Origin of the sequence: Streptomyces sp. UW30, from assembly GCF_008042075.1 — a bacterium.
Lineage (GTDB): Bacteria > Actinomycetota > Actinomycetes > Streptomycetales > Streptomycetaceae > Streptomyces.
Genome location: NZ_RDBN01000101.1, coordinates 1 through 3,254, shown reverse-complemented (window position 1 = coordinate 3,254; position 3,254 = coordinate 1). Strand labels below are relative to the sequence as shown.

5 protein-coding genes are annotated in these 3,254 nt (G+C 66.4%); all 5 read left to right on the top strand.

What is annotated here, in order from left to right:
* Positions 1–252 precede the first annotated feature (252 nt).
* Positions 253–459 carry a hypothetical protein gene (locus tag EAO75_RS44350; protein ID WP_148000799.1) on the top strand — a complete coding sequence of 69 codons (207 nt, stop codon included), beginning with the start codon at positions 253–255 and terminating at the stop codon, positions 457–459.
* A gap of 393 nt (positions 460–852) precedes the next feature.
* Positions 853–1,362, top strand: a complete 510-nt coding sequence (locus EAO75_RS44345; RefSeq protein ID WP_261989712.1) for a hypothetical protein — start codon at positions 853–855, stop codon at positions 1,360–1,362.
* 143 nt (positions 1,363–1,505) lie between these two features.
* Complete coding sequence (locus EAO75_RS44340) at positions 1,506–1,859, top strand: effector-associated constant component EACC1 (RefSeq protein ID WP_148000798.1); 354 nt, start codon at positions 1,506–1,508, stop codon at positions 1,857–1,859.
* A 16-nt stretch (positions 1,860–1,875) separates the two neighbouring features.
* On the top strand, positions 1,876–2,937 hold the full coding sequence (locus tag EAO75_RS44335; protein WP_187284857.1) for a caspase domain-containing protein: 1,062 nt from the start codon (positions 1,876–1,878) through the stop codon (positions 2,935–2,937).
* A gap of 13 nt (positions 2,938–2,950) precedes the next feature.
* Positions 2,951–3,254, top strand: a 304-nt coding sequence (locus EAO75_RS44330) for a hypothetical protein (RefSeq protein ID WP_148000796.1), incomplete at its 3' end; no start/stop codon positions are given.

Sequence of the window (3,254 nt, the reverse complement as noted above, 5' to 3'; positions counted from 1 at the left end):
ACCTTGGCCTCGTCCAGCCAGGAGCGGAGAGTCGCGACGAGTTCGTTGATCTCCGCGCTGGTGCCACGTGCTGGCCCCCACGGCCGCCCCGTCCGAGCCTGCTCCCCCACTCCCGGTCCTCCGCGTGATTGTTCCGGCACAACCCCTGGCTTATGTATGCCACAACATCCACCTGCTGGCACCTGGGAGTACGGCCGGGACATCGTGAACCTGCAGCCAACCCAACAGTCCAGACTCCAGGTGGTGTTACCCGTGTTGCCCGACCGAACCACTACGGTGCTGATCCTGCTCTCCGTCGTGCTGTCCCTGGCTCTGGCCGCAGGCATCGCCGCCGCTGCCTTGGCCCGCTGGGACAGCTCAAGCATCCCTACGGCTCTCGTCCGGGCCGGTGTCGCCTTCGGCGGCACTCTCTCCCTGGGCATTGCCCTCATTGCCCTGGTCGTCGCAGCCTGGCCGTAGGGAAGTGTGGGAGCGGGCGCTCTCGTTTCGGCAGCAGCCGCATCGCCGTGGCCGCGAGGCGTGTTTATGGATCAGCCCTGGGCGATAGGAGCCAGGCGGATGGTCTCCGGCAGCGTTTGGCGCTTCTTAGACCGGCGGGCGAGGGCGTCGGCAACGGTCATCAGCAGAGGCTTGGCTGGGATGCGGCGAGCACCCCCTGGCTGCTTTGGTCAACTCCCTGCGGTACATGGGGTGTTCAAGTATGCGACGGCCTGCCAACGTCGTTTGTCCAGGTTCTCGCGCATTGGTGGGCGTGTGGCATGGCCTCGGTGTTGAACCGAGGAGAGCCTCACCCACGCCGGCGGCTACTACTGCGAACGCCGCGCCAGCTACTACCGCAACCTCGGCTTTCCCGTGGACCGCGTCGTCAACATGGCCCGGTTGGCCCGTGAGTTCACCGCTTTCGCGCTGCACGAGCCACATACCGCGCTGCGGCGCTCGGAAGCACTGCAGCTGGACGACCAGAACTACACGCAGATCCTTTCTCCCCGCCACGACCTCGACCTCTACCGGCTCAGCCTCGACGTACACACACGCCTTCGCAGCTTCCTCACCCAGTTCTCTGAGGACCGGCCCCTGCTGGGCGAAACGCTGGAGAACTGGCTCTACCCCCTGGCCGCAATGTCCTCGTACACCCTCACCCGTCTACGCCAGCCCACCATGCGCGATCTCCTCAACGTCGACCTCGACCACCTCAGCGACGAGTTGATGGTCCGCATGACCGGCACCCTGGAGGAGAACTTCAAGAGCGCGCTGAGGCACAGCAATGCAGGCGGCGTCGACCGCATCGCCCGCACGGCCGACTTCACCACCAAACTCCGCCAAGCCATCGTTTCCCAGAGCCGGTACCACATCGAGCGCTAGCCATCCGGCGACCGTGCATCGGACCAAGGCTCCCGGAGTGTCGCTGGCAGCGCCCTCACATTGCCCACCTCCTCGATTCGGCGAACATCAGCCACGGCGTCGCCGTATGCTCGGCGGGAATTGCGAGGGGGCAGGGGGCCACGATGCAGATCCTGATCAGGTGTGTCGCGGAAAAGGACGGCGACGACGTCTCGTCCGAACTGTTCGACTGGCTTGTCGACGACACCAGCGCGCGCAAGCACGCCACACCCAAACTGCTGCCCGACACCCCCGGGCCCAATCAACTGGGCACTGTGGCGATCATTCAGCTGGTCCTGAGCGGCGCATTCAGCGCCACCTCCCTTGGTGTCGTGATCGCGCAATGGCGTGAACAGCGACGGGCTGCCGCCGCCCCGAAGATCACCGTGACCGTGGAGAAGGACGGCAAGCAGTTCGCGGTGACTGGTTCGGACGCGGGCGAAATCCAACGGTGGCTCGACGACCTGGACGCGGCCTGACCAGACCATGCGATCGTTGCGCCCGGACGAGTCCCGTGCGGTGCTGATCGGGGTCGCGGAGTACCCGGACGACGGAGCCTTCGACAGCGTCGAGGGGGCCTCGTATAACGTGCTGCGCCTCAAAGACCTCCTCACCGATCCCGCCTATGCCGGTTTTCACCGCAAGCGTGAATACACGCGGACGATGCTCAACCCGCACACAGCCGACGGCATCCGCGTTGCGGTCAAACGCGCGGCCGAGCAGGCAACCGATGTCCTGTTCGTGTACTACGTCGGGCATGGCTCGCGCGTGGGCGCGGAGCGCGAGTTGTATCTCACGACGTGCACCACCGCCAGCGGTGAGTCGGTCGAGACCACCGGGCTGCGCTACACGGTTCTGCGGGGCCTGCTGCGTGCGGCCCGCGCCCGTGTCGTCGTGCTGGTTCTCGACTGCTGCTTCAGTGGCATCGCGACGAAGGTGCTCGGCCATGAGGCGCCGGTCGAGGAGGCGCTGGCCGAGGACGAGCTGCTCGACCAGGACAGAGTTGCCGAGGACGTCGACGAGGGTCTCATCGACGGCGTCTGCGTCCTGGCATCGAGCGGGCCCACACAGACCTCAGAGGCCTCCGACAAAGCCGCGGCAACCAACTACACCGCGTTCACCGGCCACCTTGTGACGGTGCTGGAGAATGGAGGCGGGGACGCCTCTCCCCTGCTGCTTGGTGAGCTGTTCCGCCGGACAGAAAAGCGTATGGGGAGGTTCAATGTCGGGCACCAGCCGCTGATGGCCACCGTAGGGACGGCCGGCAACCTCGTGATGCGGCAAGCATCTGCGCCGCCACCGGAGCCTGTGCCCGCGCCCGTACCGACGCCACTCGCTCCCACAGGCTCAGCAAACCTGGCATCTGGTACGCAGGCCGACGCAGAGCCGCTTCCGGGCCTGCTCAGCTGGCTTCCCGACGGAACCATCCTGGTCCACGACGCAGGGTACGCCGACCGAATCATCGGCATGCGCGCGCGCTCCGTCCCTCCGCCTGCCCACGACGACACACCGACGGAGACGGACACCTCACAGGAGGGTAAGCACGATGGGCACTAGTCCGCCCTCCGCCATGGAACTTCTGCAAACGGTACGCCGCCTCGCCGCCAAGACCCCCGACCAATACGCGCAGTGGGCGGACATTGCCCTGCTGGCCAGCAGTCAGTGGCGCGCGGCAGGGGACCTGCGCAAAGCGTTCTCCTGCTCTCAGGAGGCGGTGCATGCATGCCGCCTGGCGGTGTCGGCGGACCACGAAGGCGGCCATGAAGTGCGCCTCGCGCAAGCCCTGTTGGCTCTCGCCGACGGTCTTACCGCGTTGGATTCGCCCGACGAGGCGCTGGACATCTTCGACGAAGCCCGGTCCATCGCCGCAGAGC